20 protein-coding genes, 1 tRNA gene and 3 rRNA genes are annotated in these 24,332 nt (G+C 33.9%); 18 read left to right on the forward strand and 6 right to left on the reverse strand.

The features are described 5' to 3' along the window. Positions 1–10 precede the first annotated feature (10 nt). The 4 genes from CHLWT_RS03535 to CHLWT_RS03550 are packed head-to-tail and all read left to right on the forward strand — an operon-like array spanning position 11 to position 2,915. Positions 11–739 carry a basic amino acid ABC transporter substrate-binding protein gene (locus tag CHLWT_RS03535; RefSeq protein ID WP_112000655.1) on the forward strand — a complete coding sequence of 243 codons (729 nt, stop codon included), beginning with the start codon at positions 11–13 and terminating at the stop codon, positions 737–739. 27 nt (positions 740–766) lie between these two features. After that, the gene (locus CHLWT_RS03540; RefSeq protein ID WP_112000654.1) at positions 767–1,492 is read left to right on the forward strand and encodes a transporter substrate-binding domain-containing protein; all 726 of its coding nucleotides are present in this window, start codon (positions 767–769) and stop codon (positions 1,490–1,492) included. A gap of 37 nt (positions 1,493–1,529) precedes the next feature. Next, positions 1,530–2,138, forward strand: a complete 609-nt coding sequence (gene thiE, locus CHLWT_RS03545) for a thiamine phosphate synthase (RefSeq protein ID WP_112000653.1) — start codon at positions 1,530–1,532, stop codon at positions 2,136–2,138. After that, positions 2,139–2,915, forward strand: coding sequence for an undecaprenyl-diphosphate phosphatase (locus CHLWT_RS03550; RefSeq protein WP_112000652.1), 777 nt, complete (start codon positions 2,139–2,141; stop codon positions 2,913–2,915). Positions 2,916–2,924: 9 nt separating this feature from the next. On the opposite strand, the gene CHLWT_RS03555 is transcribed toward CHLWT_RS03550, so the two are convergent. Then, positions 2,925–4,196 carry an aminotransferase class V-fold PLP-dependent enzyme gene (locus tag CHLWT_RS03555; protein WP_111975117.1) on the reverse strand — a complete coding sequence of 424 codons (1,272 nt, stop codon included), beginning with the start codon at positions 4,194–4,196 and terminating at the stop codon, positions 2,925–2,927. An 80-nt stretch (positions 4,197–4,276) separates the two neighbouring features. Between CHLWT_RS03555 and CHLWT_RS03560 the strand changes: the two genes are divergently transcribed. Both CHLWT_RS03560 and CHLWT_RS03565 read left to right on the forward strand, forming a co-directional pair. Beyond that, on the forward strand, positions 4,277–5,128 hold the full coding sequence (locus CHLWT_RS03560; RefSeq protein WP_244948801.1) for a DUF234 domain-containing protein: 852 nt from the start codon (positions 4,277–4,279) through the stop codon (positions 5,126–5,128). Further along, a complete protein-coding gene (locus CHLWT_RS03565; RefSeq protein ID WP_176320855.1) occupies positions 5,116–6,111 on the forward strand; it encodes a sensor histidine kinase in 996 nt (331 codons plus the stop codon). Before CHLWT_RS03560 ends, CHLWT_RS03565 begins: the two co-directional genes overlap by 13 nt. 726 nt (positions 6,112–6,837) lie before the next feature. On the opposite strand, the gene radA is transcribed toward CHLWT_RS03565, so the two are convergent. Genes radA through CHLWT_RS03580 form a run of 3 tightly spaced genes read right to left on the reverse strand, consistent with a single transcriptional unit; the run spans position 6,838 to position 9,594 of the window. Continuing rightward, a complete protein-coding gene (gene radA, locus CHLWT_RS03570) occupies positions 6,838–8,178 on the reverse strand; it encodes a DNA repair protein RadA (protein WP_111949835.1) in 1,341 nt (446 codons plus the stop codon). After that, positions 8,165–9,049: a signal recognition particle-docking protein FtsY gene (ftsY, locus tag CHLWT_RS03575; protein WP_112000651.1), complete on the reverse strand. Its 885-nt coding sequence runs from the start codon at positions 9,047–9,049 to the stop codon at positions 8,165–8,167. The genes radA and ftsY overlap by 14 nt, the downstream gene beginning before the upstream one ends. After that, on the reverse strand, positions 9,049–9,594 hold the full coding sequence (locus CHLWT_RS03580) for a TlpA family protein disulfide reductase (protein WP_111970446.1): 546 nt from the start codon (positions 9,592–9,594) through the stop codon (positions 9,049–9,051). Before CHLWT_RS03580 ends, ftsY begins: the two co-directional genes overlap by 1 nt. A 50-nt stretch (positions 9,595–9,644) precedes the next feature. On the opposite strand from CHLWT_RS03580, the gene CHLWT_RS03585 reads away from it, so the two are divergent. The 12 genes from CHLWT_RS03585 (at position 9,645) to rrf (ending at position 21,579) form a co-directional block, all read left to right on the forward strand. After that, on the forward strand, positions 9,645–10,274 hold the full coding sequence (locus CHLWT_RS03585; RefSeq protein WP_112000650.1) for a 5-formyltetrahydrofolate cyclo-ligase: 630 nt from the start codon (positions 9,645–9,647) through the stop codon (positions 10,272–10,274). Continuing rightward, a complete protein-coding gene (rny, locus tag CHLWT_RS03590; RefSeq protein ID WP_059426778.1) occupies positions 10,207–11,760 on the forward strand; it encodes a ribonuclease Y in 1,554 nt (517 codons plus the stop codon). Before CHLWT_RS03585 ends, rny begins: the two co-directional genes overlap by 68 nt. Positions 11,761–11,769: 9 nt before the next feature. Then, the gene (locus CHLWT_RS03595) at positions 11,770–12,363 is read left to right on the forward strand and encodes a lipid-binding SYLF domain-containing protein (RefSeq protein WP_059426779.1); all 594 of its coding nucleotides are present in this window, start codon (positions 11,770–11,772) and stop codon (positions 12,361–12,363) included. Between the two features lie 8 nt (positions 12,364–12,371). Then, complete coding sequence (locus CHLWT_RS03600) at positions 12,372–12,935, forward strand: DedA family protein (RefSeq protein WP_112000649.1); 564 nt, start codon at positions 12,372–12,374, stop codon at positions 12,933–12,935. A 1,098-nt stretch (positions 12,936–14,033) separates the two neighbouring features. Continuing rightward, a 16S ribosomal RNA gene (locus tag CHLWT_RS03605) occupies positions 14,034–15,545 on the forward strand. A 104-nt stretch (positions 15,546–15,649) separates the two neighbouring features. Further along, a tRNA-Ile gene (locus CHLWT_RS03610) sits at positions 15,650–15,726 on the forward strand. A 112-nt stretch (positions 15,727–15,838) separates the two neighbouring features. Further along, entirely contained in the window at positions 15,839–16,579 is a 741-nt protein-coding gene (locus tag CHLWT_RS03615) for a 2OG-Fe dioxygenase family protein (protein ID WP_112000834.1), read from the forward strand. Between the two features lie 83 nt (positions 16,580–16,662). Then, positions 16,663–16,884 carry a hypothetical protein gene (locus CHLWT_RS03620; RefSeq protein ID WP_112000833.1) on the forward strand — a complete coding sequence of 74 codons (222 nt, stop codon included), beginning with the start codon at positions 16,663–16,665 and terminating at the stop codon, positions 16,882–16,884. Beyond that, positions 16,869–16,997 carry an ACT domain-containing protein gene (locus tag CHLWT_RS09695; protein WP_176320856.1) on the forward strand — a complete coding sequence of 43 codons (129 nt, stop codon included), beginning with the start codon at positions 16,869–16,871 and terminating at the stop codon, positions 16,995–16,997. Before CHLWT_RS03620 ends, CHLWT_RS09695 begins: the two co-directional genes overlap by 16 nt. A gap of 2 nt (positions 16,998–16,999) precedes the next feature. Next, positions 17,000–17,632, forward strand: coding sequence for a LysE/ArgO family amino acid transporter (locus tag CHLWT_RS03630; RefSeq protein WP_112000831.1), 633 nt, complete (start codon positions 17,000–17,002; stop codon positions 17,630–17,632). A 570-nt stretch (positions 17,633–18,202) separates the two neighbouring features. Further along, positions 18,203–21,310, forward strand: a 23S ribosomal RNA gene (locus tag CHLWT_RS03635). 151 nt (positions 21,311–21,461) lie between these two features. Next, positions 21,462–21,579: ribosomal RNA gene (gene rrf / locus CHLWT_RS03640) — 5S ribosomal RNA — on the forward strand. A gap of 769 nt (positions 21,580–22,348) precedes the next feature. Here the strand turns inward: rrf and CHLWT_RS03645 are convergent. Both CHLWT_RS03645 and CHLWT_RS03650 read right to left on the reverse strand, forming a co-directional pair. After that, positions 22,349–22,543, reverse strand: a complete 195-nt coding sequence (locus CHLWT_RS03645) for a hypothetical protein (RefSeq protein WP_111971399.1) — start codon at positions 22,541–22,543, stop codon at positions 22,349–22,351. Positions 22,544–23,746: 1,203 nt separating this feature from the next. Next, positions 23,747–23,887, reverse strand: coding sequence for a lysozyme family protein (locus tag CHLWT_RS03650; RefSeq protein WP_170253234.1), 141 nt, complete (start codon positions 23,885–23,887; stop codon positions 23,747–23,749). Positions 23,888–24,332: the final 445 nt, after the last annotated feature.

Genomic DNA, 24,332 nt, shown 5'->3' on the forward strand with positions numbered 1-24,332 from the left:
GGAAAACAAAATGAAAAGTTTTTTTAAATTTATCGTTGCTGCTTGTGTAGCGGCCGGTTTTTCCCACGCCGCAGACGTGTTAAAAGTAGGCACAAATGCCGCTTATCCTCCGTTTGAATTCATAGATGAACAAAACAAAATAGCTGGTTTTGATATGGATCTTATAGACGCTCTATCAAAAAAAGTAGGATTTGAGTATAAGATAGTAAATATGAGCTTTGATGGGCTTATACCGGCTCTAAAAGCAGGTAAGATAGACGCAGTAGCAGCAGCTATGAGCGCAACTCCTGAACGCATAAAAGCAGTAAGTTTTACAAAGCCTTACTATACTACGGAAAATTTATTTATTAAACAAGCAAAAAATGGCGATCTAACATCAAAGCAAAACTTAGAGGGTAAAAAAATCGCAGTACAATTAGGAACCGTCCAAGAAATAGCAGCTCGCACTATAAAAGGCGTTAAAGTTATGGCAAACGAAGATATATTTGCAGCTATAATGGCACTTAAAAATGGCAAAGTCGATGCTGTTTTAGTAGATAGTTCTATAGGTTATGGTTACTTAAACAAAAACAAAGACCTAGCTGAGTTTTTAAAAGAACCTGATGGTAGCGAAGGCTTTTCTATAGCTTTTGACAAAGACAAACATACCGATCTAATAGCAAAGATCAACCAAGCAGTTGAAGAGCTAAAAAATGATGGTACTTATGATAAGCTGCTTGAAAAATACAATCTAAAATAGTCTAAAGCAGACAAAAAGGATAGTTTGATGAATAGAGTTTTTAAATTTATCTTTGCTTTATTATTGATGCTAAACCTAGTAAATGCTAAAACGTTGATATTTGGCTCAGACGCTGAGTATCCTCCATTTGGCTATATAGATGAAAACAATAAAATAGCGGGATTTGACATAGATCTAGTAGATACTATATCTAAAAAAGCTGGATTTGAGTATAAATTTATAAAAGTCGGGTTTGACGCTTTGATACCTGCTCTAAAAGCCGGTAAGATAGACGCTATCGCAGCTAGTATGAGCGCTACGGCTGAAAGAAAAAAATCAGTTGATTTCTCAAATGCGTATTTTTATACAAAAAATTTATATCTTAAAATGGCGAGCGACAAAGAGATCACTTCAAAAGACGATCTTAAGACAAAACGAATAGGTGTAATGCTAGGCACAGTCCAAGAAAGCGTTGCCCATGAGATAAAAGGTGCAAAAGTCATAGCCACAGAGGGCATAGCAGGAAGCATTATGAATCTAAAAGCCGGTAAAGTCGATGTCGTGATAGTAGATAGCTCAGTAGGATACGGCTATCTTAAGAAAAACACAGATATAGTAAAATGGCTTGAAGAAAACGATGGAAGCGATGGTTTTGCAATGGCGTTTGACAAAGATAAGCATAGCGAATTTTTAGCTAAATTTAATAAAGCTTTAGAAGATATCAAAAGCGATGGAACATACGAAAAACTTCTTGAAAAATACGATCTAAAATAGCTTAGCCATACTTTATGGCTAAATTTAAGGGCTTAAAATGTGTCAATTATATGTTTTAACAGACAAAGAATTTACTCCAAAAAATAGTATCTATGGGCAAATTTTAGAGCTCTTAAATTCTGGTATCAAGTTCATTCAATATAGAAATAAAATACAAGATCACGATATAAAATTACTCAAATCCATAGCTAATTTATGCGATGATTTTAACGCAAAGTTTATCATAAACGATGATCCGTTTCTAGCAAAAGCTTGCGATGCACATGGTGTCCATATCGGAAAAGATGATGAAGATATAAAAAAAGCAAAAGAATTGCTAGGCAAAAACTCAATTATAGGAGTTAGTTGCTACAACGATATAAATTTAGCACTAAAAGCCCAAAAAGATGGCGCTTCTTACGTTGCTTTTGGAGCGATGTATATGAGTAAAACCAAACCAAACGCCCCTCTTTGCGACCACGATACCATAAAAAAAGCAAAAGAGAATTTAGACATTCCTATCTGTGTCATAGGCGGTATAAATGCTCTAAATTTAAAAGAAGTTAGCACTCTTATGCCTGATCTAATAGCCATAGTAAGTGCTGCTTACGCACCAAAAAGTATCAGTGAAAACATAAAAAATTTAAACAATATAATAAGGAATTAAATGGATTTTTTAAGCGCCATAATACTAGGAATAGTCGAGGGCTTGACCGAGTTTTTGCCTGTTAGCTCGACTGGACATATGATACTTAGTGCAAAGCTACTAGGGCTTGAGCAAACAAGCGTGTTAAAATGCTTTGAAGTAGTTATTCAGCTAGGAAGTATCTTGGCAGTTGTGTTTATGTTTTTTGATAGATTAAAAGAGGATTTTAATCTTTGGATAAAACTTGCTATAGGATTTGTACCTACAGCCATCATCGGTTTTTTGGCTTACAAACACATAAAAGCATTTTTTGAGCCAAGCAGTGTTGCTTATATGCTTATCATAGGCGGTATCGTTTTTATCATAGTTGAGCTTTGGCATAAAAAGATAAACTATGATGGCGACACAAAAACATTGCACGAAGTGAGCTTCAAACAAGCTTTTCTAATAGGACTTTCACAATGCTTTGCTATGATACCTGGCACGTCAAGAAGTGGCTCTACTATCATCGCAGGTCTGCTTTGCGGACTTAGTCGCGAAGTTGCGGCTAGATTTAGTTTTTTACTAGCTATCCCTACTATGTTTGCCGCGACTGCTTATGATAGCTACAAAAATGCAGATATTTTCGCTCAAAACAAAGAAGATTTATTAATATTTTTAGTCGGTGGATTTATGGCGTTTATAGTAGCTTTGATAGTTATCAAACTATTTTTAAAATTCGTATCTAAATTTAGCTATATCAGCTTTGGAATCTACAGGATAGCCCTTGGTTCGTTATTTTTGATCTATGTTTTATAAGCAAAGCTATCAAAAAAATTTGATAGCTTCTTTGATGGCACTCAATAGATAGTCCAGATCGTCTTTTGTTTGAGTATAGTGTAGGCTTGCCCTAACAAAGCCCGGTTTTTGGGCAAAATCCGCGTCATCTTCTAGTCCTAAAAGCTCATGCCCATATGGACCAGCGCAAGCACATCCAGCTCGTGTTTGGACGCTAAATTTATCGCTTAAAACTTTAGCAAGTTCATAAGGCGATATGCCTTTAATGTTAAAAGAAAATATAGGAAGTCTATCGCATTTTTTTGAGCCATAACATATCAAATTTTTTATACGCATAAGATTATCTTCAAAATACTCTAAATTTGCCTTTTCTATCTCTTTTATGGTTTCTAAACCTATGTCGTTTCTAAGCTTAAATGCTAAAAAAGAGCGTATTAGCTGAGTGATACCAGGAGTTCCAGCGTCTTCTAAGGCTTCTTTATTTTCTACAAATTTAGCACTTTTTCTACTTACGTAAGTTACTGTTCCTCCACCAGCAAAAGTAGGTTTATCGCCTGTGCAAAGCTCTTTTCTTATGACTAAAAGTCCAGAGCCACCAACTCCACCAAGTAGCTTATGTGATGAGATGAAAGCTGCGTCAAAAAAGTCGCTATTTACATTTTCGTAAGCAGCAAGGCTTGATAGATCAAGTGCGATAATGCCACCATAATTCCTTATCATTTTATTTAGATTATACAGATCAGTTTTTATGCCAGTCACATTTGAAGCTGCGCTAAAACTAGCGATTATCTTGCGTCCTCTATTTAGTTTAAGGACACGTTCCATTTCACCAAAATGGATACCTCCGTCTTTTGCTAAAGGCACTCTAAAAACTTCGCAAAGTCCATACCTAAAGCTTATCTCATTGCTGTGATGTTCGTAAGGAGAGACGATGACTAAAGGAAATTTACGCTTGTCTATATTTAAATTTCCCAAAACTGCTCTAGTAGCTGGTGGGATATAAATTCCCATTATCTCTTGAAACTTTTTTATCGCCGCGGTACTTCCAAAAGAACAAGGCATAAGATAAAAATCATCGCCTAGCTCTAAAAGTTTTTTTATCCCACTTCTTGCACTTTCATAGTAATTTGTAGTAACTCTAGCACAAGTTCCGCACTCGCTATGAGTGTTTGAGTATGTCATCAAAACTCTTAGTATTTCGTCTTCTATCTCTTTATATCCAAGCCCTGAAGCAGTCCAATCAAAATAATAAATTCCATCTTTTAAGATTATATTTTTTCTTACTTTTTCTAAATTTATCAACTTTATTTCCGCCGTTTTTTATATAAATTATACAACATATATGCTAAAATTATCGCAAAACAAGGAGCTAAAAACTAAATTTGGAAAATAGTTTTGATGATAGCAAAATTCAAAGTTTGCTTGAGTTTTATTTTGTGTTTGATAACTGCGCTTTAAGTAATGATTTTAGCGATATATTTGAAGCTATACAAAAACATATTTTAGATAGATATGAAGAGCTTAGCGAACGTTTTAAATTTAGCAGTTACGATAAAGAGATAAAAATAATGCTTAAAAAACTAGCAAGAAGTGATAGAAAACGCTTTAATATCTCAAAGTCACTCCCAAGAAAACTAGCAAGTATCGTCATAAAAACTCTACAAAATAATGGTATCTTAGAGATAGAAAAATCAAAAGAGATAAAACCAAAAAGCTCAAAACATCAAAAGATAAAAAAAGAGCTTAGAAGATATCAAATTCAAGACAAAATTCACTTTAAAAGCAACTTTGCGCGGTTTTGGTTTAGGTATTGTGAGCCAAATTTAGATCTGTTAAAAGAGGCAAAAACAGACCAAGTCCTAGACATCATCAAAAACGATTTTTTGCTATACTGCTCTTTGCCATTTGAGTTAGCTAGCATAAAACTGCTTTCACACCATTTAAATATACCTAGCAAACTTATCTCAAGCTACTGGAATAAAAAAGATGAAATAGATATATTTATAGATAACGAGGGGTTTATCATAGTCGGCGAAGTCAAATACAAAGATAGAAAAATCTGCAAAAACGTGCTAAATATCCTAAAAGCAAAATGTCAAAACGCAAATATAAAGCCAAATTTGATAGTTTTATTTTCAAAATCAGGCTTTAGCAATGAACTTTTGAGCTTAAAAGATGATAAAATACTACTTTTTGGACTTGAGCATTTTAAGGAAATATTATGGAACTCTTAGAACAAAACGAAACAAAACATATCCAAGACGGATTGAAAAATCTAATAGAACAAACTTACTTGATAGAAAAAGAGTACAAAACTCTAAATGAATCATACATAAGTTTGCAAAACTTCATACAAGATATCGTTGAAAGTTTAGGCGCCGCACTTTGGGTCGTAGATATGAGCGGCAACATACTACTTAAAAATGCTAAAACAAACGGATTTGACGCTATACTAAATTTAATAGATCTAAAAAGAGCAAACCAAGAGATCGAGCTTGAAAATAGACACTTTGCTATCAAGATCACTACAAAAGAACAAAATAAAATCATACTTGCTACAGATATAAGCGATGAAAAAAGAAGTGCTAGGCTAGTTTCTATGGGTGCTGTAGCTGCTCATCTCTCACACGAGATCAGAAATCCTATAGGTTCTATCTCTTTACTGACAAGTACGCTTTTAAAAAGAGCCGATGAGAAAAATCGCCCTATCATAGACGAAATTCAAAAAGCGATATTTAGAGTAGAGCGTATCATCAAAGCTACGCTTTTATTTACAAAAGGCGTTCATATAAACAAGCAAAGCTTTAGCCTAGAAAAGCTAGAGCAAAACTGCCACACAGCCATAAGCCAATACGCATTTTCAAAAGAGATAGAATTTAAATTTAGTGGATTTAAGGGGGAAATTTTAGGCGATATCGATCTTTTAGATATGGTTTTTAGTAACCTTATTTTTAATGCTATAGATGCCATAGAAGAAGATGAAAACAGCAGCGGTCAAGTAACATTAGAGCATATCTTTAAAAATGATTCTCACGTATTTTACATAAGCGATAGCGGTGTGGAGATAGATAAAAGCGTGGTTTTTGAACCATTTAAAACTACAAAGCTCAAAGGCAACGGCCTAGGACTAGCGCTAAGCATAGAGATTATTCACGCTCATAAAGGCAGCATTTGCTTTCAAAACAAACCAAAAATCTTTACTATCTCATTACCTTGACAACATTTTTTATAACCTCCACTCAACCAAAAGCCTTGCTCATTTATTTTTACCTTACTACTATATCTGAAGTAAGCTTGTGTTTTTAAAAGCGGTAGTAGCGTAAAAAGCATTATAGATAAAAAATTTAAGAAAAACTCTTTTTATGTCTGCTCTATCTTATTCTAGGCTAAATTTAAACCTTTTTATTAGAGTTTAATAGCAAACCTAAAAAAGTAGCTTTAGTCGCAGTTTGTAACAAGACACCTAAAAAAAATATTTAGATATAAAAAATGATTTGTTTTAAGTTTTCAACTGACCATAGCTAATTCTTCAAACATTTAGAAAAGTGGCTAAATATACTGATATAAAAGACTTTTCTAATAGATGATAAAGAGCAAAGCAAAATCCATAGACTTATATTTATAAAATTTATAAAAGATATCGTTTTTCCTAATGAGAATTGCAAAAACGAAATTGAGTTCCTTTTTTAAATTTAGGCTTTTTTTGGAGATATGGTTTGTGGTGGCATGATCTAAATGCTTTTATCAAAGTATTTAATAAAAAAAGATTTAAAAAAGAGTTTAGTTTTTTTACAAATATGGACTTATAAAGGTTTGTGGAAGATTTGCAGATACAAAACTAAACAAGCAAACGACAAAAAGAAGCACATTATAAATTTGCGAAAATATCTTAGATATTTACAATCTATTTTTAAATTTAAAGCTAAGTATATTAGATGCTACTTTACATCCATTCAATAACTTGTGAAATTTCTTTTGCTACAAATATCTTTAAATTTGATTTTTCTATCGGTTTGCTCGGTGCTATTATATTTTTAAATTTTTGCATACTAGCTTCTTTTAGCCTTGCATCAAGGTTAAATATATCTCTGATTTCTCCATTTAAGCTAAGCTCACCTATAAAGATGCTTTCTTTGCTGATAGGGCGATTTCTAAAGCTCGATATGATGGCTGCTACAACAGCTAGATCACATGCGGTCTCATTTATCTTTACTCCGCCAGTAACATTTATAAAAACGTCATAATGCCCCAAGGGAATTTCAAGCTTTCGCTCTAATAAAGCAAGTATCATATCTAGACGATTTTTATCAAATCCGGTGGAACTTCTTTTTGGATAGCTACTCTCGCAAACTAGAGCTTGTATCTCTACTATAAGTGCGCGACTTCCTTCCATCGTAACTGTTATGGCTGAGCCACTCACTGCATCTCCTCTAGTAAAAAATTTGCTAGTAGCGTCTTTTGCGCTTATCAGACCAAATTTACTCATTTCAAAAATCCCAACTTCACTAGTTGAGCCAAAGCGATTTTTAAATCCTCTAAGAAGCCTGAGCTCCATACTGCTATCGCCTTCAAAATACAGCACGACATCAACCATATGCTCTAAAATTCTAGGTCCAGCAATAGAGCCTTCTTTTGTGATATGTCCGATGATAAACACGCATATATTTTTACTTTTTGCAAGTCTCATCAGCTCAAAAGTTATCTCTCTTACTTGCGAAACTGAACCAGGAGCTGAGCTTATTTTATCACTATATAATGTTTGTATAGAATCCACTACTAGCGTTTTATACTCTTTTTTCGAGATTTCTGCTAGGATATTGTCTAAGTTTATCTCTGTTAAAAGATATAGATTTTTGCTGTTCGCATTTAGTCTGTTTGCGCGTAGCTTTATTTGAGACTCGCTTTCTTCCCCACTTACGTATAAAACACTTTCACCAAATTCGGCCAAATTTGAAGCGATTTTTAAAAGCAGTGTTGATTTTCCGATGCCAGGACTTCCGCCGATAAGCACAAGTGAGCCATCTACTAAGCCGCCACCAAGAACGATATCAAGCTCAACGTCTCCTGTAGTGCGGCGTGAAATTTCTTCTATTTTTATATCAGTTATGGCTTTTGCTTTTGATGAAGAACTACTTATCTTTGAGATTTCATTGATGACTTTTATTTGCTCGCTACTAAGCTCCACAAAGCTTTCCCAAGCCCCGCATCCAGGACATTTGCCCATCCATTTGCTCTGTTGATTTCCGCAAGCTTCACACTCAAATATAGTTTTAGTTTTTGCCATCGTTATCCAAGTATATAGCATCACAGATAGTTTTAACAAAATCTTTTGGATCAAATTTGATTATATCGTCCATCTGTTCTCCTACGCCGATATATAGTATAGGAAGCTCAAGTTCTCTTGCTATGCCTAGTAGAGCACCGCCTTTGCTTGTTCCATCAAGCTTTGTGATGATAACGCCGTCTAAATTTATAATTTCATTAAATGCTTTTGCTTGAGACAGGGCGGCGTTTCCTTGGGTTCCATCAAGTACGATGATTTTTTGGTGCGGTGCTGAAGCTAAAGCTTTGCTTGAAATACGAACTATTTTTTCTAACTCGTTTGCCAAATTTTTTTGGTTTTGCAGACGACCTGCAGTGTCTATGATAACGTTGTCATAGTTTTTTGCTACAGCAGAGCTTATGGTATCAAATGCAACTGCTGCTGGATCGTGTCCTTGCGCAGTTGCTATTATAGGTATGTTTAAGCGGGTCGCCCACTGGCGTAACTGCTCGATCGCTCCTGCTCTAAAAGTATCACTAGCACCTAAGATAACGCTTCTGCCACTTTTTTTATATAAATTTGCTAATTTTGCTATAGTCGTCGTTTTTCCAGCACCATTTACGCCGATTATCATTTGTACAAAAGGCTTTGTTTCTAAATCGTTTTGATTGTCGTATAAAAAGTATGTTTCCATAACCCTTGCAAGATCTGCTCTATCTACTAGATCTCTAGGCGGAAGATAATACACTATCTCTTCTACAATCTCAAAAGGCACATCGGCTTCTAAAAGCAACTCTTCTAATATATCTTTTGTTATCTTTTTATCTTTTGGTTTATTTGAGGTTATCGACGAAATAGTCTTTTCTAAACCTTTTTTTAGAAAATCAAACATTATGAGATTACCTTTTTTATGTCAGATTCTAGCATTTCTTCTAAAACCAAACCGATATAGTGAGTTGCATACTTGCCATTTGGATAATATAGCACTGAATATGGTATGCCTACTACTTCTCCAAGTGCTTTAGCAAAAAAGAAATTCGACTCGCCATAAGCTATGCTGTAGTTGATATTATACATTTTTATAAATTCACTTATCTCGTCTGCTGTTCTTTCTTCCATAAGTACGCCTATTATCCTAAGTTCGTTTTTAAATTTATCTTGAAGACTTACTAGATGCGGAATTTCAGCTTTGCACGGCGGACACCAAGTCGTAAAAAATGTGAATAAAATAGCTTTATTGTTATCTTCTATATCAAAACCTTCGCTATTTCTTTGCATATTTAAATTCTTACCATCATTTAACGTTAAAGTGAAACTTCTATCGTAATTTTCACTTATAGATGAGGATGTGGGCGTAGTATCTTCGCTTTTGTCATTTTTACTACAACCGTACATAAAAATGAGCAAACATGCTATAATTAAACTTTTTAGTTTCATATTTTTTCCTATAAATAAAAATAGTTGATATTATACATAAAGTTTATAAAATGGGCGTTAAATTTAGTAAAACCGAATATAGAAAAATAGCAAAATCAAGCTTAAATAAGATAGTTAAGTTTAGAGCAAAATCTTTTAGCTACAAGATACACAAAACACTTTTATATATATTTGATAAATTTAAATCAAAAAATATACTTCTGTTTTTACCACTTTTTTATGAACCAAATTTAGTTATTTTAAGACGAAGGCTATCAAAATCGCACAATATATTTTTGCCTTTTATGGTAGATAAAAGTTTAAAAATGGTAAAATTGAGACTGCCTTTCAATGAGTCTAAATTTGGAGTAAAAGAGGCAAATGATTCAAACGCCTTTTTTAGGCGTATAGACGTGGCTGTTATTCCTGTGATTGGGGTTGACGGAAATATGGCTAGAATCGGACATGGATTTGGTTATTACGATAGATTTTTTGATACTCTCGCATATAAACCGGTAGTTATTTTTGTCCAGATCGAAGATTTTTATACAAAAGAAAAAATTTGTGACTCACACGATATAAAGTGTGATTTTTATATAACCCCTAGAAAAAATTATATAAAAAAGGGAAATTATGATAGAGATTTTTATAGGGCTCACTGCCGCAGCAACAGGCGCTGGAGCAGGGTATCTTGCAGCTAAAAAGATAAATGACGCAAACTACAATGTATTTTTAGAGCAAGCAAAAGCAAAAGCAAAAGCTATAGAATTTGAAGCAGAAAGCATACTAAAAGATGCAAAAGTAAAGGTAAGCGAAGCTGAGTTTGAAGCAAAAAAAAGGTATGAAGAAAAAGGAAGCAAACTTCAAAAAGAATTCAATCAAAAATTTGATGAAATTACAAAAAAAGAACAAGTTCTTTTAAACGAACACGAAATTTTAAAAAATAGCAAAGAAGAGCTAGAAAAGTCAAGAAATGAAGCAAAGACTCTTTATGAAGAAGGTCTAAATTTAAAAGCGACTTATCAAGATAAACTTAGCGAAGCACTTAGGGTTTTAGAGCATTCTGCTGGACTTACAGAAGAAGAAGCACGTGAGATTGTACTAAAAAAAGTGGAAGAAAAAAGTCGCGCTGATATAGCTCATATTGTTAGAAAATACGAAGAAGAAGCAAAAAGAGAGGCAAAAAAAAGAGTAAATTATATCCTTGCTCAAGCTACTAGCAGATTTGCAGGAGAGTTTGCAGCTGAACGTCTTATAAATGTCGTAAATATCAAAAACGACGAGTTAAAAGGACGCATTATAGGCAAAGAAGGGCGCAATATAAAGACCCTTGAGATGGTGCTAGGAGTTGATGTCATCATAGACGATACGCCTCACGCTATAGTTTTATCTAGTTTTAATCTTTATCGTCGTGCTATCGCTACTAGGGTTATAGAGCTTTTAGTAGAAGACGGAAGAATTCAGCCAGCTCGCATTGAAGAGCTACATAAAAAAGTTTGCGATGAGTTTGAAGAGAGTATTTTAGAAGAGGGTGAAAATATCTTGATAGACCTCGGTATTAGTAAGGTGCATCCTGAGATCGTTAAACTTATAGGTAAGCTTAAATTTAGAGCAAGTTACGGGCAAAACGCTTTGGCCCATAGTCTTGAGGTTGCTCATCTAGCAGGTATCATCGCTGCTGAGACAGGCGGAGATGAAAAACTAGCTAAACGTGCTGGAATATTACATGATATAGGTAAAGCATTAACTCATGAGTATGAGGGAAGCCATGTTGATTTGGGTGCTGAAATTTGTAAGCGTTATAAAGAACATCCAGTAGTTATAAATGCTATTTATGCTCACCATGGACATGAAGAAGCTTTAAGCGTAGAATGTGCTGCAGTTTGTGCTGCAGATGCACTTTCTGCGGCACGCCCTGGTGCTAGAAGAGAAGTGCTTGAGAGCTTCTTAAAAAGAGTTGAAGAGATAGAAAATATCGCAACTAGCAAAGAAGGGATCAAAGGAGCTTATGCTATAAATGCGGGACGTGAAATAAGAGTTATAGCAAATGCTAAGCTTGTAAATGACGATGAAGCCGTGCTACTTGCAAAAGAAATAGCTGATGAGATACAAGAAAAAGTGCAGTTTCCAGGTGAGATAAAAGTAAATGTTATAAGAGAACTTAGAGCGATTGAATTTGCTAAATAAGGAGTGAATTTGAAAAAAATATTTTTGATTTTGGCTTTGTTTTGCAGTTTTGTTTTCTGTGATGATGAGTTGCTTTTAGATAGCGCAAATGCTTATAAAGTCGTGTTAAAAGCGAATTCTAGCATACCTGTTTCTAGTCTTGTGGAAAAATCAAGTGCTGTGGTGATTTTACCTAAATTTGTAAAAGTTGGATTTATAATCGGTGGTAGCATCGGAAAAGGCGTTATGATGGTTAAAAATGCAGATTCTTGGATGCCTATAGGTGTTAAAATGGGTGGTGGTAGTCTAGGGTTTCAGATAGGTTATGAAGATAGCTATTTGGTTATTTTTGTACTTAAAAATAGTATAGTTCAAGATATAAAAGATGCTAAATTTACGATAAGTGCCGATGCTTCTGCTAGCTTTAATAATGTTGGTGCAAATGCTGGCAAATTAAGCGATTTTACATTTTCTGATGATATTTATGCCTATTCAAACAATAGTGGTTATTTTGCAGGAGCAAAGCTTGGCGGATACGCTATAAGCGTCGATAAAAAGATTAAATTTGATACTAATTCATATGGATTTAATGCTTTGATAGAAGCTTTAAATGTTTCTTTTTAGGATAATTTATGCAAGATATGCTAAACTCTTTATCGACTTATGGTTATATTATTTTGTTTTTTTATTCGCTTGGTGGAGGTATGGTTGCTATCATAGCAGCTGGGCTTTTGAGCTACATCGGAAAGCTTGATTTGTGGGTTTGTATATCTATAGCCGCCATTGCAAATTTCATAGGCGATATGATGCTTTTTTATCTTGGTAGATACAACAAAAGTTCTATTTTGCCGTATTTTAAATCACATAAGAGAAAGCTTGCTTTGGCTCAAATTCTATTTAAAAGATACGGAGATAAGATTATATTTATTAAAAAATACATATATGGTTTAAAAACATTAGTGCCTATAGCTATCGGTATCACGAAATACAGTATAAATAAATTTATTGTTATAAATGCCATTTGTTCTGTGGTTTGGGCTGTTAGTCTTGGCATTCTTAGTTATAAAGCGGGTGACTTTTTACAAAAAATTATGAACTATTTTGGAGACAATACATTTGTAATTCCGGTTATGATGGTTGCTTTGTTGGTTTTGATATGGTTTTATTTTAGCTTGGCGACAAAAAAAGTTAGATAAAGTTATGATGAAAAACAGCCATTTTTATCGTTTTACTAATTATATGTGCCTTAGCTACACAGTTTAGCGTTTGGTGGTTTTTCCAAAAAAATAGCAAGTTTGTACTTTTAAATTTACAAAGCGATGAATATATAAATGTACTTGATAAAAACTTTTCTTCGGGTTTTTTAAATTTGATTCTTTTATGGATTGAGCTTAATAATCTAAAATAGATTTTCAATGCTAATAAATTTATAAAAATAAGACTAAATTTAAATAGCAAGAAAGACGTTTTTTCTGCTTTTAGCAGCGGTTATATCGCTGTTTTTACTTGCCATATAGATTTTGTAAGATCTATTTTTGGCGATGAAAAGTTTATAAATTTAAATACATATTTTAAATTTAATGGTGACTCTGTAGCAGATACATATATTTTGCCTACTAAATTTAATTATCTTAGCATAGATATTTCTTCTACAAAATTATCCGCAATTATTTCAAAAGATATGATAAAAGACATAAATGCGACTTTGGATTATGCTTAGCATAGATAATATGCAAGAAATATTACAAATTTATCACGCATTCTTATCAAAACACTTAATTCTTACAAGGCAAAAATTAAAATAAGCTATGATAATAAAGATACAATATTTAATTATGTAAATATTCTCAAATTTTCTTTAGCTATTTCAGATCTTGGTTTCTTTCATAGCTATATCACACATAACAACTATATCCCCCCCCCCACAAAAAACAAAAAACTTCTCAATTGTTAAGCATATTTAATCTATATTTAAGCTTAACTCTTATATAATTCCAACTCACGAAATGAGAAACACCTTTTAACTCTTCTAGTTAGAAATCATTTTTTTTATTTTCGATGTTTTTTAAATTTATAAATGTTAAACTATCTTTTATAGTCAATCTTTGAAATCTAAACAAGTGATCGATTGAGCCAAGCAATTTTAATTATTAATTGCTAATTTAATAGTTACAAATAATTAAGTTTTTAGATTAAAACTTCAACATAAAATCCTTAATTTAGATTGCGTAAGCAATCTTTGTCTTTAGGGATTGGTTCTTAGCGGCAGCTTTGCTGACGCGTTAAAGAACATAAAAATGGAGAGTTTGATCCTGGCTCAGAGTGAACGCTGGCGGCGTGCCTAATACATGCAAGTCGAACGGACAAGTAAGAGCTTGCTCTTATGAGTTAGTGGCGCACGGGTGAGTAATGTATAGTTAATCTGCCCTACACTGGAGGACAACAGTTAGAAATGACTGCTAATACTCCATACTCCTTCTTAGCACAAGTTAAGTCGGGAAAGTTTTTTCGGTGTAGGATGAGACTATATTGTATCAGCTAGTTGGTAAGGTAATGGCTTACCAAGGCTATGACGCATAACTGGTCTGAGAGGATGATCAGTCACACTGGAACTGAGACACGGTCCAGACTCCTACGGGAGGCAGCAGTAGGGAATATTGCTCAATGGGGGAAACCCTGAAGCAGCAACGCCGCGTGGAGGATGACACTTTTCGGAGCGTAAACTCCTTTTGTTAGGGAAGAATAATGACGGTACCTAACGAATAAGCACCGGCTAACTCCGTGCCAGCAGCCGCGGTAATACGGAGGGTGCAAGCGTTACTCGGAATCACTGGGCGTAAAGGACGCGTAGGCGGATTATCAAGTCTTTTGTGAAATCTAATGGCTTAACCATTAAACTGCTTGAGAAACTGATAATCTAGAGTGAGGGAGAGGCAGATGGAACTGGTGGTGTAGGGGTAAAATCCGTAGAGATCACCAAGAATACCCATTGCGAAGGCGATCTGCTAGAACTCAACTGACGCTAATGCGTGAAAGCGTGGGGAGCAAACAGGATTAGATACCCTGGTAGTCCACGCCCTAAACGATGCATACTCGTTGTTGCTCTGCTAGTCAGGGCAGTAATTCAGCTAACGCATTAAGTATGCCGCCTGGGGAGTACGGTCGCAAGATTAAAACTCAAAGGAATAGACGGGGACCCGCACAAGCGGTGGAGCATGTGGTTTAATTCGAGGATACGCGAAGAACCTTACCTGGGCTTGATATCCTAAGAACCTCTTAGAGATAAGAGGGTGCTAGCTTGCTAGAACTTAGAGACAGGTGCTGCACGGCTGTCGTCAGCTCGTGTCGTGAGATGTTCGGTTAAGTCCGGCAACGAGCGCAACCCACGTATTTAGTTGCTAACAGTTTGGCTGAGCACTCTAAATATACTGCCTTCGTAAGGAGGAGGAAGGTGTGGACGACGTCAAGTCATCATGGCCCTTATGCCCAGGGCGACACACGTGCTACAATGGCATATACAATGAGACGCAATATCGCGAGATGGAGCAAATCTATAAAATATGTCCCAGTTCGGATTGTTCTCTGCAACTCGAGAGCATGAAGCCGGAATCGCTAGTAATCGTAGATCAGCCATGCTACGGTGAATACGTTCCCGGGTCTTGTACTCACCGCCCGTCACACCATGGGAGTTGATTTCACTCGAAGCCCAAATACCAAACTGGTTATGGTCCACAGTGGAATCAGCGACTGGGGTGAAGTCGTAACAAGGTAACCGTAGGAGAACCTGCGGTTGGATCACCTCCTTTCTAGAGTACAATACTAGTAAGTCTCACAACTACTAGTAAAAGAAATATAGCTCAATCAAGCTTGTTTAGGTTTGAGGGATTGATTTTTAAAAGTGGTTATTTATGGGCCTATAGCTCAGCTGGTTAGAGTGCACCCCTGATAAGGGTGAGGTCACAAGTTCAAGTCTTGTTAGGCCCACCATTTATATTTCTTCTACTAATGAATATTTTTATTTTCTTTCTTAATTTATTTTTGAATTTATTTTTTATTTATTTTATATCTTATATAATTCCTACATTTTAGGAGTTAAGAAATGAGTAAAGTAGCTTTTCCTATTACTATTGTTGATCACATTGACATTGGTTTGAATTTAGAAAAAATTCAAAATAAACTACAATCATATTATGATGAATATGAAGATGATTTATATTTGTTACATAAAAACAAAATTGATTATATCTCTAAATTTACGAAAATTCATAATGATGAAATTTATAAAAATATTAATTTTGATTTTTCATCTATAAATTTAGATAGTAATATTTTAAAAGTAGTTTTATCATTTAAGCCAAATAGAAAACGACTTATTTCTAAATATATTATAGATATTAAAAACGAAAATTTTAAAATTGAAAGAATATCCGCAAATAATTTTCTCCAACCTCTTGCATTTGTATCAGATGAAAAGTTTGATTATAGAAAAAATGAAAGAAAATTTAAAGAATTACCTGATAATTTATTTGATGATGATTTAAGAAGTATGCTTAAATTTGTCTCTTTTAAAATAGGTAGATATACAAAAAAATATAAATTTGCAATTACAGCTCATCATACACTTATATTCTGTGAAAATGGTAGAAAATCTACAAATTCACCAGAAGGAATACACCAAGATGGAATGGATTTTATAATGTCTGCTTTTGTTATCAATAGACAAAATATCAATGGCGCAAAAAGTATAATTTATGCAAATGATAAAAAACAAAAAATATTTGAAACTATATTAAAAAATGATCAAGGAATTATTCAGTCAGATTTAAATAGTAAATTATAGCATGAAGTAACAGAAATTTATCAAATAAATATTAACGAAGTTGGTTATAGGTCTAGCGTAGGTTTTGACATAGAGGTTTTACAATGAAATTAAAAATTCAAAGCGGGGAATTTGTAATAGAAAAAATAGATAAAAATGCCACAATAAATTTATCTGATGATTTATTTTGCGTAGTTAATGAGTTTGATGGTTATACAATTATAAAAAATAAATTAAAAAATTTATATAATACGCAAATTTTCAAAGCATTTTATATAGATGAATTTTGGATTTTTCACAAAGTGGCATCTTGTTTGAGATATTAAGACCGCTCGAAGAAGAATGTATAAGTGTATTAGTTGTATCAGCTTACGAAAGAGATTATATTTTTGTTAATAAAAATGATTTTGATAAAGTAAAGAAAATTTTTGGATTATAGTTATGCAAAATTTTATTTTTTTAAAAGGATTCTTTCTATCACTTTCGCTTATTATGGCAATTGGAGCTCAAAACGCTTTTGTTTTGCGACAAGGTATAGCTAAAAATAATGTATTTTATGTTTGCCTTGTATGTTTTTTGTGTGATTTTGTATTGATATTAGCTGGAATTTTCGGTGTTGGTGAAGTTATAGCAAAAAATGTGATAGTAAATGTATTAATCACAGCTCTTGGAATTTTATTTGTTAGTTATTATGCTATAACAGCATTAATTTCAGCATTTTCTACCAAAAATAGTGTAATATTTGAGATAGAACATTCAAAATTTTCTATTAAAAAAACTATTATTTTAACCCTTTGTATTACGCTTTTAAACCCACATGTTTATTTAGATACGGTTTTTGTGGTTGGAGCCTCAGCGCTAACATTTGATATGAAAGAGAAGATATTTTTTGCACTTGGCAGTCTTTCTGCTTCGTTTATTTGGTTTTTTTCATTAGGTTTTGGTGCTAAAAAATTTAGTCACTTTTTATCAAAACCAATAATTAGCAAGATTATAGATATATTTATTGCTATTATTATGTTTTTTGTTGTTTTAACTCTAATAAAATTTCTTCTAAAAATATTAGAAATTTAATAATTATTTAAGCATTGCTCTTGTATAATTCCAACTCACTTTTAAAGAATATCTTAAAAAGTGAAGTTATTTAAAATACCATTGTTAAAAATCACAATCAAGTTTTAATATTTAAAACAATTTTACAGGACTTGTTAGAGCTTTGAATTTAGTTTAATTTCAAATATTCTATATCAAACAGTGTTATCCCAATAATATAAAAGATATAGTTTATAAATATTAACTTCACAAGCTATTAAGCTTTAAAACTTACTTAATAGTAGTTAATACTTTCCGTCTTATTAAATTTAAATTCAAATATTATAAATCTAATAGCAATATCTTTAATAAAAGAAAAGAGTAGTAAAAATCTTCTTTATATTTTAAGATTAGCTATCTATTTTTATCTTTAACAAGGAAGTGATGCAAATTAGAATAATAATCTAAACAAAAATATAAAATTCGTAACGATAGTTTTTAATTAGTTTAATAGCAATCATATAGTAACCCTACTTGTAGGGACTTTAGTTTGTTTAAACTTTTTTAAAATTTGTCGTAAATCTGAGTAAAGCTCAGATACGAACTAAAAAAAGGTAAGCTACTAAGAGCAAATGGTGGATGCCTTGGCTAGTAGAGGCGATGAAAGACGTGCTAGGCTGCGATAAGTCTCGGGGAGCCGTCAAGGGGCTTTGATCCGGGAATTTCTGAATGGGGCAACCCAGTATATAGTGATATATACTACCGCAATGCGGAGCGAACGTTGGGAATTGAAACATCTTAGTACCAACAGGAAAAGAAATCAAACGAGATTACGCTAGTAGCGGCGAGCGAAAGCGTAAGAGGGCAAACCACTAGCTTGCTAGTGGGGTTGTAGGACTGCAATATAGACTTAAACAATCTAATAGAATAAGCTGGAAAGCTTAAGCATAGAGGGTGATACTCCCGTATATGAAAGTGCGTTTATACTTAGCAGTATCCTGAGTAGGGCGGGACACGTGTAATCCTGTCTGAAGCTGGGTAGACCACTATCCAACCCTAAATACTACTACTAGACCGATAGTGCACAAGTACCGTGAGGGAAAGGTGAAAAGAACTGAGGTGATCAGAGTGAAATAGAACCTGAAACCATTTGCTTACAATCATTCAGAGCCCTATGATTTATCAGGGTGATGGACTGCCTTTTGCATAATGAGCCTGCGAGTTGTGGTGTCTGGCAAGGTTAAGGAAACCCGGAGCCGTAGCGAAAGCGAGTCTTAATAGGGCGTATAGTCAGATGCTGCAGACCCGAAACGATGTGATCTATCCATGAGCAGGTTGAAACCGGTGTAAGAGCCGGTGGAGGACCGAACAGACGGCCGTTGAAAAGGCTCCTGATGACTTGTGGATAGGGGTGAAAGGCCAATCAAACATCGTGATAGCTGGTTCTCTCCGAAATATATTTAGGTATAGCGTTGTGTAGTAACTTTGTGAGGTAGAGCACTGAATGGGCTAGGGCATACACCAATGTACCAAACCCTATCAAACTCCGAATGCGCAAAGTGTAATCACAGCAGTCAGGCGGCGAGTGATAAAATCCGTCGTCAAGAGGGGAACAACCCAGACTAACAGCTAAGGTCCCTAAATCTCATTTAAGTGGAAAACGATGTGAAGTTACTTTAACAACCAGGAGGTTGGCTTAGAAGCAGCCATCCTTTAAAGAAAGCGTAATAGCTCACTGGTCTAGTGATTTCGCGCGGAAAATATAACGGGGCTAAAATGAGTACCGAAGCTTTAGATAGTGTCTATGATTATTTATACTAGCTTGTCTTTTACTGATAAATTAATGAGTTTTAAATTTTCTCAATCGAGAGCCTATATGGCTAGTCTCAATCTAAAATTTCTACACAACATTAGTTTCTCATCAAAAATACTGCGCTTAATCTATTTAAATTTATAAATTAAGCAGTATTAAATTTAAGACAACAAAATAGTATGAATACTCATAGGCACTGTGGTAGGAGAGCGTTCTATTCAGCGTTGAAGGTATACCGGTAAGGAGTGCTGGAGCGGATAGAAGTGAGCATGCAGGCATGAGTAGCGATAAAAGGGGTGAGAATCCCCTTCGCCGTAAACCCAAGGTTTCCTACGCGATGCTCGTCATCGTAGGGTTAGTCGGGTCCTAAGCAAAGTCCAAAAGGGGTATGCGATGGAAAATCGGTTAATATTCCGATACCAATATTAGTGTGCGATGGAAGGACGCTTAAAGTTAGTGGAGCTAGCGGATGGAAGTGCTAGTCTAAGGATGTAGATTAAGTGGTAGGCAAATCCGCCACTTTTTATTCGAGATCTTAAAGGCTCTCCAAAGTCTTCGGATAGCGGGGAGAATCCATGATACTATCGAGCCAAGAAAAGTTTCTAAGTTTAGCTAATATTGCCCGTACCGTAAACCGACACAGGTGGGTGGGATGAGTATTCTAAGGCGCGTGGAAGAACTCTCTTTAAGGAACTCTGCAAAATAGCACCGTATCTTCGGTATAAGGTGTGCCTAACTTTGTATTAAGATTTACTCCCAAAGCAAAGAAGGTTACAACAAAGAGTCCCTCCCGACTGTTTACCATAAACACAGCACTCTGCTAACACGTAAGTGGATGTATAGGGTGTGACGCCTGCCCGGTGCTCGAAGGTTAATTGATGGGGTTAGCATTAGCGAAGCTCTTGATCGAAGCCCGAGTAAACGGCGGCCGTAACTATAACGGTCCTAAGGTAGCGAAATTCCTTGTCGGTTAAATACCGACCTGCATGAATGGCGTAACGAGATGGGAGCTGTCTCAAAGAGGGATCCAGTGAAATTGTAGTGGAGGTGAAAATTCCTCCTACCCGCGGCAAGACGGAAAGACCCCGTGGACCTTTACTACAGCTTGACACTGCTATTTGGATAAAGATGCGCAGGATAGGTGGGAGGCTTTGATCCATAGACTCCGGTTTATGGTGAGCCATTGTTGAGATACCACTCTTCTTTATTTGAGTAGCTAACTAGCTTGCGTTATCCGCAAGTAGGACAATGTCTGGTGGGTAGTTTGACTGGGGCGGTCGCCTCCCAAAATGTAACGGAGGCTTACAAAGGTTGGCTCAGAACGGTTGGAAATCGTTCGTAGAGTATAAAGGCATAAGCCAGCTTAACTGCAAGACATACACGTCAAGCAGAGACGAAAGTCGGTCTTAGTGATCCGGTGGTTCTGTGTGGAAGGGCCATCGCTCAAAGGATAAAAGGTACCCCGGGGATAACAGGCTGATCTCCCCCAAGAGCTCACATCGACGGGGAGGTTTGGCACCTCGATGTCGGCTCATCGCATCCTGGGGCTGGAGCAGGTCCCAAGGGTATGGCTGTTCGCCATTTAAAGCGGTACGCGAGCTGGGTTCAGAACGTCGTGAGACAGTTCGGTCCCTATCTGCCGTGGGCGTAAGAAGATTGAGGAGAGTTGACCCTAGTACGAGAGGACCGGGTTGAACCAGCCACTGGTGTATCAGTTGTTCTGCCAAGAGCATCGCTGAGTAGCTAAGCTGGGATGTGATAAGAGCTGAAAGCATCTAAGCTCGAAGCCAACTCCAAGATGAATCTTCTTTTAAGAGCTCTAGTAGACTACTAGTTTGATAGGCTGGGTGTGTAAGTGATGAGAGTCATTTAGCTGACCAGTACTAATAGCTCGTTTGCTTATCTTTATAAGCATCACTTCCTTGTTAAGGATAAAATATAATCCTTTTAGGTTTTTAAAATATTTTTAGATATTAAATTTAGTGATTTTTAACTTTAATACCTTAGCAGTGTTAAATAAGATATTACTCTTATTTAGATAATGTTTTATTTAACACTGCCCGTGGCTATACAGATGAGGAAACGCCTTGCTCCATCTCGAACCAAGAAGCTAAGCTCATCATGGCTGATGATACTCTCTCTTACTGAGATGTGGAAAAGTAGGTCGCTGCGGGCTTTGTTAAAATATTTTTGAATATTCTTTTTTTATCTTAATCTTGTTTTACAGAATAATTTATAAATCAATCTTTTTTAAAACATTAAACAATTTATAATTATTGTAATTTTAAAAAGATTTTTTCATATTTATATTTATTTATATTTATTTATATTTATTTATATTTATTTATATTTATTTATATTTATTTATATTTATTTATATTTATTTATATTTATTTATATTCCCAAATTTAATGTTTATATGCTTTTAAATTTATCTTTATTATCTTTATTATCTTTATTATCTTTATTATCTTTATTATCTTTATTATCTTTATTATCTACCCCGGGCTTTTGAATTTTAACTTTATACTCTTTATAGGAGATTTGGTTATAAATAATTAGTGTGATGATATGATATGGTGATTAATATATCATTACGAAAATTTATAATGGCTCTATTGTTTGGGTATAGTTTTAGTAAAACAAATACTGTAGATAATTGAATAAACATAGCTTTACTATAGATATCTGCTATAAAACAAACTAACTCCATAAATAATACGTAAAATATGTAAATTTATATACTTTTTTAGCTTATTATAAATCAAACAGCTAGATTATAATTTAGCTGTAAATGCAATGGTATTAATCATTGTTTATATGTATTAATATTGTTCTAAGCGTTGTTTCCATAAGCTCTTCTTTAGTAGCAGTATTTAAATTTAGCGTAAGTCAAACTAGCAAGTAAGGCTATTAAACCAAATGATCTCATCTAAGATATCGCTTTAATAATGCTTATAATTTGGCTCTTTAGCAAATTCACTCACAAAATCTAAACTATTTAAGCTTTGGTTTAAAGCTCTAAAATCCACTACTCCATTAACGCTATTTTTATCCATTAGATTTTTAGTTTCGCTTAGTGCTTTTGTGGCTAAATTTATGTTACATTTACGACACAATGTAAATTGTGCAATACTCAATAAAGGCGTTTTTAACGTTTATGTTGATAAAAAAAGATTTATTTATCAGCTTATGATACAATTTCATAAAACAAGAGGGATTTGGTGGTGCTTAAAGCAAATGATAGACTAGCATTTAGCTTTTGTAGCTTTTTGATTTGGATTTTGGATTATTAGTTTCAAACTCTTGATTTAATTTATTTTAGATTTATGTAGTAAGAGTATCAAGCTGTATATATCATATTTAGATGACATTTATTTTTAGATCGCTATCATATAATCTGCTATATTACATTAAAAAGGGATTAAGATGATTAATAGCCCTAAATTTAAATACTGCTACTAAAGAAGAGATTAGCATAGTATCATAGAGTATAGATTAAATTTAACAGCATAGAAGAAAAAGGCAGATATGAAGCTATAAAAGCTGATCTTAGCGATATCAAATTTAAAAACAAAATCAAATAATAAAACAAAAGAACTCAGATAGAGCCTAAGAACAATAAAAATAAAGAGATGAATAAAGCAAAGTTAAAATTATGTTTAAGTAGCTTTAAAAATACATCATAAACCAAACTATGTAAATTCAAATTTATAACCTTGAATTTTTTAATTAAAAATTTAGAATTCAATGCAAATTTAAATTACAAAGGATTTATGTATTGCTTAGCAAACTCTTAAAACTCATATAAGGGTTTTACCAGAAATCAAACTAATCTTAAAAGAAGTCATAGAAGAAGTAAGTAATCAAGAACATTTAGCCTACGAAAATAATAGCATTTTAGAAACCATCACAATAGTTATAACACTAAAAACAAATTATGGTAAAATAGCTATTTCAAGAAGAATTTTAATCAAAAATTAGTTACAAAGCTAGAAGTTATTGTAAAACGCTTTTTAAAATCAAACAACTTTTAAAAATAGTAGAAATTTAAACAAAAATAATTTGATTTTAAACGCAAAATTTTTTAAATTTACTTGTCTCTTATAGTTAATGGTTTTTAAATTTACCACATCTTTAATCATTGTTTTTAAATGCTTTAATCATTAAATGCAAATAAAATATCTAACTAATTTTTCTAGCAACCTTATAAATTTTTCTGCCAATTCTCACCCGCAAATTCTCACCTGTAAATTCTCGCTCACAAATATAATATTAAGCTAGTTTTGTAGTAGCAAAGTAAGCTACATATAAAGCACAAGTAGCGGTTTTTGCATCTGTTTTTAAGCTCTTTTTATTATGTCTGCAAGTTTTTTAGCTCTATTTGGAGTATGTTTTGCCCACAAAGATTTCATCATATTTGAACTTGCATTTTTATAATCATTTTCCTTGATGAAATTTAGTGTATTTTTAAATTTTAACACGCCACGCAGTAGCACCAAGCTTTATTGTCTCAGTTGTTTAATATAGCCATTTTTTCTCCTTTTATTTTTAGTTTTACAGATTAAGTTTGTTTGTCTGCGAAATTAAAAATAAATTTAATCCGCGATAGATAACTTTAGTGCGTTTCCAAAGTGCCAAACTTTGGTCGCAAAGACGGACTTTGTTCGTCTGCGAAGTTAGAAATATTTTGAGATATCAAGACCATTTTTCCTGGTGGAGACTATGAAAAAGAAGACTACACAAATAAAGCCGTAATCAATAATCCGCCTTTTTCTTTGGCTAGTAAAATAGTAAATTTTTATCTAAAAAATAATATACCATTTTTTATATTTGTCCCGACGTCATGGTATGTAATAACTTATTTAAAGGCAAAAAATGCAGTGCTTTAGTAAATACTAATTATGTCATAACCTATCAAAACAAAGT

It is taken from the genome of Campylobacter hyointestinalis subsp. lawsonii (genome assembly GCF_013372165.1).
GTDB classification, from domain to species: domain Bacteria; phylum Campylobacterota; class Campylobacteria; order Campylobacterales; family Campylobacteraceae; genus Campylobacter; species Campylobacter lawsonii.

Coding starts and splice junctions, on each gene's coding strand:
- CHLWT_RS03535 (WP_112000655.1), top strand. CDS start 11: ATGAAAAGTTTTTTTAAATTTATCGTTGCTGCTTGTGTAGCGGCCGGT.
- CHLWT_RS03540 (WP_112000654.1), top strand. CDS start 767: ATGAATAGAGTTTTTAAATTTATCTTTGCTTTATTATTGATGCTAAAC.
- thiE (WP_112000653.1), top strand. CDS start 1,530: ATGTGTCAATTATATGTTTTAACAGACAAAGAATTTACTCCAAAAAAT.
- CHLWT_RS03550 (WP_112000652.1), top strand. CDS start 2,139: ATGGATTTTTTAAGCGCCATAATACTAGGAATAGTCGAGGGCTTGACC.
- CHLWT_RS03565 (WP_176320855.1), top strand. CDS start 5,116: ATGGAACTCTTAGAACAAAACGAAACAAAACATATCCAAGACGGATTG.
- radA (WP_111949835.1), bottom strand. CDS start 8,178: ATGGCAAAAACTAAAACTATATTTGAGTGTGAAGCTTGCGGAAATCAA.
- ftsY (WP_112000651.1), bottom strand. CDS start 9,049: ATGTTTGATTTTCTAAAAAAAGGTTTAGAAAAGACTATTTCGTCGATA.
- CHLWT_RS03580 (WP_111970446.1), bottom strand. CDS start 9,594: ATGAAACTAAAAAGTTTAATTATAGCATGTTTGCTCATTTTTATGTAC.
- CHLWT_RS03585 (WP_112000650.1), top strand. CDS start 9,645: ATGGGCGTTAAATTTAGTAAAACCGAATATAGAAAAATAGCAAAATCA.
- rny (WP_059426778.1), top strand. CDS start 10,207: ATGATAGAGATTTTTATAGGGCTCACTGCCGCAGCAACAGGCGCTGGA.
- CHLWT_RS03600 (WP_112000649.1), top strand. CDS start 12,372: ATGCAAGATATGCTAAACTCTTTATCGACTTATGGTTATATTATTTTG.
- CHLWT_RS03615 (WP_112000834.1), top strand. CDS start 15,839: ATGAGTAAAGTAGCTTTTCCTATTACTATTGTTGATCACATTGACATT.
- CHLWT_RS03620 (WP_112000833.1), top strand. CDS start 16,663: ATGAAATTAAAAATTCAAAGCGGGGAATTTGTAATAGAAAAAATAGAT.
- CHLWT_RS03630 (WP_112000831.1), top strand. CDS start 17,000: ATGCAAAATTTTATTTTTTTAAAAGGATTCTTTCTATCACTTTCGCTT.